Below are 5,120 nucleotides of genomic sequence, written 5' to 3'. Positions count from 1 at the left end.
ATTAGCTACATCTTGTGAATGATAACTAGGAGGAGCCGTGTGCGTGAATAGCGCAAGCACGGTTCTGCGAGGGGGGAGAAACACAATCTACCGCGAGGTAGAGAGGTTCTCTTCTACTCAACTAGTTCAAGAAGGAATTTTTAACCAAAAGGCGAATTTATATTATGATTCTTATACTGATATAAAAATGGGGGATTTTATGAAACTAGAAAACGGAGAATACAGAGTTGAGATAAATGGTATTCCCCATTGGATAAAAGTTGAGGGGCAAGAAAATAATACTATACCTTTATTTATTATTCACGGAGGTCCTGGCGGGAATTTGTACTTTTTCGAACGAACAATTGGTCCTATGCTCTCCAAAGAAAGAACTATAATTTATTATGAACAACGTGGATGTGGAAGAAGTGGGAGTCCTAATTCGGAAAAGTCATATACTTTTCAAGCGTTGATTAATGATTTTAAGGAAATACAAGAATGGACAGGGTTTGAAAAAGTTGACTTGTTTGGTTATTCATTTGGCGGGGAATTGGCACTTGAAATTTCGCACGCTCTTCCAAATCAAATTAATAAAATTATACTTTCAAGCCCTAGCTTAATTGGTTTAAAAACTCAATACTTAATACAAATTGCTGGTTTTATGTCAATTGCAGATTCGAATTTAGCAAGTACCATTGAACAGATTCTTAGTCAGCAGGATTCTATTGAGGAAAAATACTTTAAAATATGGGAATTTGTTGATTCCGAGACAGTGGATCGTTTATTTTTCGAAGACCAAAATATTGCCAAACTGTACCGACGCTTAACAAAAGAAAGTAATATGGTAAATACAGGGAAAATGTTAAAAGTATTACAAAAAAATCCTCCACAAGTCCCTTTGACTGAACGCCTTAAGGATATTCAACAAAGTACATTAATAATCACAGGAGCACAAGATAGAAATGCAGGTTTACCGATTTCGAATCTAATTCATAGAAACCTTATGAATAGTGACTTAATTATCTTTAATAACAGTGCTCATTTCCCTTACTTAGAGGAGCCAGAAAATTTTATTGATAAAGTATTATCTTTTTTAATAAATCAATAAGTAAGAATAAAGTATTCCGCTAACGTGTGCAAGAGTTGAAGATCGGGGCTGTCATTAAGGCAGCTTTTCTTATTGAACTAATGGTCAGTTTAGCTTAATAAGATACCTTCCGTCTGTTTAATTGAGTGCTATCTCATGTTATAATGAGTAACTTAGGATAATTACTACTTTTACTTATAATTGAACGGATGCCAAGAAAAGCCTCCGCATAGCGATAAAATATGGAGGTGTAAGAGAATGAATAAACGATGGACGATTGGAAAAATAAAAGAATTTGTTGAGAACAATTCGGAAAGTAAGTTGCTAACGACGGAATATAACGGTTTTTCTCAAAAGTTACTATTTAAATGTGCATGTGGTAGCAACTTTGAAAAAACATTAACGAAATTTAAAAATAATAACCAACGTAAATGTGACGTGTGCCAACCGCCAAAAGCGACACGATAAAGTATAGGGAATAAACGAAGTGCCAATTTCTAAGTTGGCACTATTTTTATTTTATGGGGGGATAAAAGTGGATTTCACTAAAGTGGAGGTTTAGTCGAATATTCCATCTTAAACTAACAGGTGCGAGTGATAATTATATTGAATGTTTAGTCCCAGCATTATGGCTTTTGGTTCCTGATGGTTGGGAAAGATAGAATCCTTGTTGAACTAACGAGTGCCTTATGTTAAAGATAGGATGGCTGCTGTGATCCCGTTTTCTTATTGTGCTAAAGGGGCAGATTTGTTGAAGAAGGATATTTTCCTGTTTTAAGCGAATTAGAATTTCAAACAAACCTTACACGAATACAGGTATTGAAAATAACAGGAACATAGGAGGTATGAGATATGAAGATCAATAGAATAGATCATGTGAGTATAAACGTAAATGATCTTTCAGAGGCTAAAGCGTTTTTTCTTGATTTAGGACTTGAAGTGCAAGCGGAATGGGAATTGGATGGAGAACAGTTGGACAGAATAGTTGGGCTTAATGATGTTAAAACGGCATGTGTAGGATTGGGGATGCCAGATGGTCAGGCATGGATAGAGCTAGTCAAATTTTATACGCCGTCAGATGAAAAAGATATTCAGCAACCTTTTGCAAATACGCTGGGTATCCGACATATTTGCTTTGCTGTTGAAGATATTGAAGCTATTGTTGCAAAATTGAAAAAGAAGGGCACGGAAATCTTTAGTGAGATACAGCAATATGAAGAAAGTTATAAGTTATGTTACGTTCGTGGTCCAGAGGGAATTATTTTAGAGTTGGCGGAGAAAATCAGATAAATATTGAATGGGACTTGAAATGATTTAGATCTCCAACTTTAAAGATTTCTTCTTAAACTATCGGGTGCTTTTGTTTAATAAAACATCCAGCACGGATCTTCCACAAACGGGTGCTTTAGTAAAATAACTGAGGTGCCATTTTTGTAGCTTTTTCACATTTTCCAATATTCCACAAACGGGCGCGTTTATTTAATAACGCGTTCTTTTTCGTGTATTGGTCCATATAGTTGAAAAAGGTATTTGAGATAAGGGGCGAGCAGAATAGTTCAGAAATTTGCCGGCCTGAATATAAATATAAATGTAAATATATAAAGGTATAGAGGGCTTTTTCGCCAATGAACCGCCTAAAGCAAATGTAAACAAACAAGTGGTTGTAATGAACAAATACATAGGTGAAAGGAGATTTTTATTTGTGACACATGCATCAAGTACTATTCCTAGAGCCGCAGTTCGTGGATCGGCAGTTGGCATATTTTTCATGGCGTTTTTTGGAACTCTGTGGGCGTATACAGGGATTATGGGATTAAACGGCTGGGGAGTTCCATTGTTGTTAATTGCTGCTATTACCATATGTATAGTTCTGTTCATCTGCGGTGTTTCATTAATACGTGCATCACGGGAATTAACGAATCAGGTTTCAAAAACAGATTTTAGGCGTGGGAATCGTACGATGTTTTGGTTTAACATTATTTTCGCGGCCGAGGGTTTGGCTATATTCATCACGATTGCTGTATGTAACGCTACTCGTCATTCTGAACTTATACCTCTCATAATCGCTATTATTGTCGGTGTTCATTTTCTTCCATTGGCCCATCTTTTCCGAGTAAGAATCTATTATTTTACGGGTACACTCCTTTGTTTACTTGCTATTATTACATTACTGTTTGTACCTGAGAAGGTTACGCTGGGGGAATATCAAATAAATGCATTTATGTCTGTAGTGGGCTTTGGCTCTGCTTTGATCTTATGGGGAACTAGTCTGGCAATATGGTTAATAGGTAGAAGATTGTTAGGTATCATTCCGAAATAAATATATTTGGTGAGGAGTTGTTTTTTGGGAGATCATGAGACGGAAATAGAGGAGCTGATCATACTATGTCTTATGCGCCATTTAAATTCCGTATTTACGCTTCCTTATTAGATTATCTAGTAATCGTTATATATGGTATTTTTATAGGTGGCATTTCTTTAGTATTTCGATCATTTTTAAACCCCTTTTTTCAGGTTCCCCAGTAAAAGCTGAACTAACAGGTTTTTTTATGATGACGTTGCCAGTTACGCTTTATTTTATTTTATGTGAATGTTCTAAATGGCAGGGAACATTGGGGAAGAGAAAAATGGGTATCCGTGTTGTTGACTGTGTCGGTCAGCGCATTGGAATCGGTCGCTCAGCTTTTCGAACAGCTATCAAGTTTTTTCCTTGGGAGGTTGCTCACTTCGGTATATGGAGATTAATGCTTCCAACAGACTTTTCTGAGTTTACAGTTTATGTGATTCTATATGCTGTTAATCTTGTAATATTTTTATATCTAATAATTCCACTCACAAATAAAAAAAGGAAAAATGTTTATGACTGGATAGCAGGAACAGAAGTAGTGCGCTGATTATAATAAGGTGCTTATATAGCTAAAACTCTAGTCAATAAGGTTAATGGACTCAATAGCCTTTAATAATATTTTCGTTCTTCCATTATCGGGCGCATTTCTGTTGCAAGAATTGTGCTCTTTCTTTATTTTAAGGACCAGATTGTTGAATAGGGTTTTACAAGAATAGCAAAATATCCTTCGATTAATATGCCTTTGAGAGAAGCGGATGGTTAGCTGAACATGATACAATGAATTTGAAAGGCTTGTTTAATAAATGAAGGATTTGCTAATTTAAGGAGGGAATGGAATGTTTACATCAGTAAATGATTTCTTAAACGAATGGAAACAAGAAGCAGCTGTTACCCAAAAAGTGCTGGATGTGCTGACGGATGAATCGTTGAATCAGGAAGTTTCTCCAAGATTATACAGCATTGGAAGCCTGGCTTGGCACATTACTGGAGCAGCTTACTACTTTCCTTCACAGGTTGGATTAAAATTTGAGATTCCTGATCTTCAAAAAGAGGCACCGAAATCAGCTGCTGAAATCAGCGAGACCTACAAAACAGTAAGTCAGCGGTTAACACAAGCATTTTCTGAACAGGTTTCAGATGAAAAAATGAACAAAATGGTGAATTTATTTGGAATGGACATGCCAGTTCAAGCTGTTTTCCGTCTGCTAATTCAACATCAGGCTCATCATCGCGGACAATTGACTGTCCTTATGAGACAAGCTGACTTGAAAGTTCCTGGCGTATATGGTCCTAGCAAAGAAGAATGGGAAGCAATGAATGCTCAAAAGAGCTGATATCGTCATGATGCAAAAAAGCCGGCGCCTGCCGGTTTTTTGTACTATCAGAATTTATTTCATTTTTTAACTCAGTTTGCGCACTGAATCCGTTTTTATATTCATTATAACAAAAATGATATTCAAGAATCGGGCGCTATTCTGTAAGAATTGCGTCTTTCTTTATGAATTGGGCCAGATTGTGGAGGATCAGTTTAAATAAAATTTGGGTATTTATCGATGAGATTGTGAAGGATTGTACTTAAGCTAACGGAGCAGTTGTGCGGCCGAGCCTAGGTCGTATCATATAGCGGGTGGGATTCCCGCCGAGTAAGAACTAGCCATTCGCTCGTAGCGAGTCTTGGAGGGCTAATGGTAACATTAGTCTTTAAGC

At 36.6% G+C, this 5,120-nt stretch carries 6 protein-coding genes; all 6 read left to right on the top strand.

Going from position 1 to position 5,120, the window contains the following annotated elements; genetic code table 11:
• Positions 1–43: 43 nt before the first annotated feature.
• The 6 genes from KW850_RS32240 (at position 44) to KW850_RS32215 (ending at position 4,747) form a co-directional block, all read left to right on the top strand.
• Positions 44–1,087, top strand: coding sequence for an alpha/beta fold hydrolase (locus KW850_RS32240; RefSeq protein ID WP_218351671.1), 1,044 nt, complete (start codon positions 44–46; stop codon positions 1,085–1,087).
• 237 nt (positions 1,088–1,324) lie between these two features.
• The gene (locus KW850_RS32235) at positions 1,325–1,534 is read left to right on the top strand and encodes a hypothetical protein (RefSeq protein ID WP_218351670.1); all 210 of its coding nucleotides are present in this window, start codon (positions 1,325–1,327) and stop codon (positions 1,532–1,534) included.
• Positions 1,535–1,918: 384 nt separating this feature from the next.
• A complete protein-coding gene (locus KW850_RS32230; RefSeq protein WP_093274033.1) occupies positions 1,919–2,356 on the top strand; it encodes a VOC family protein in 438 nt (145 codons plus the stop codon).
• A gap of 412 nt (positions 2,357–2,768) precedes the next feature.
• On the top strand, positions 2,769–3,386 hold the full coding sequence (locus tag KW850_RS32225; RefSeq protein WP_308128894.1) for a DUF7010 family protein: 618 nt from the start codon (positions 2,769–2,771) through the stop codon (positions 3,384–3,386).
• Positions 3,387–3,615: 229 nt separating this feature from the next.
• Complete coding sequence (locus tag KW850_RS32220; protein ID WP_308128893.1) at positions 3,616–3,960, top strand: RDD family protein; 345 nt, start codon at positions 3,616–3,618, stop codon at positions 3,958–3,960.
• Positions 3,961–4,249: 289 nt separating this feature from the next.
• A complete protein-coding gene (locus tag KW850_RS32215; protein ID WP_218351668.1) occupies positions 4,250–4,747 on the top strand; it encodes a DinB family protein in 498 nt (165 codons plus the stop codon).
• Positions 4,748–5,120 lie beyond the last annotated feature (373 nt).

The organism is Bacillus sp. sid0103 (assembly GCF_019219025.1).
This window is presented reverse-complemented; position numbering and strand designations above follow the sequence as displayed.

What these genes read in the sequence shown, in the direction of transcription:
- KW850_RS32235 (WP_218351670.1), top strand. Translation starts at nt 1,325, where the DNA reads ATGAATAAACGATGGACGATTGGAAAAATAAAAGAATTTGTTGAGAAC.
- KW850_RS32230 (WP_093274033.1), top strand. Translation starts at nt 1,919, where the DNA reads ATGAAGATCAATAGAATAGATCATGTGAGTATAAACGTAAATGATCTT.
- KW850_RS32220 (WP_308128893.1), top strand. Translation starts at nt 3,616, where the DNA reads ATGATGACGTTGCCAGTTACGCTTTATTTTATTTTATGTGAATGTTCT.
- KW850_RS32215 (WP_218351668.1), top strand. Translation starts at nt 4,250, where the DNA reads ATGTTTACATCAGTAAATGATTTCTTAAACGAATGGAAACAAGAAGCA.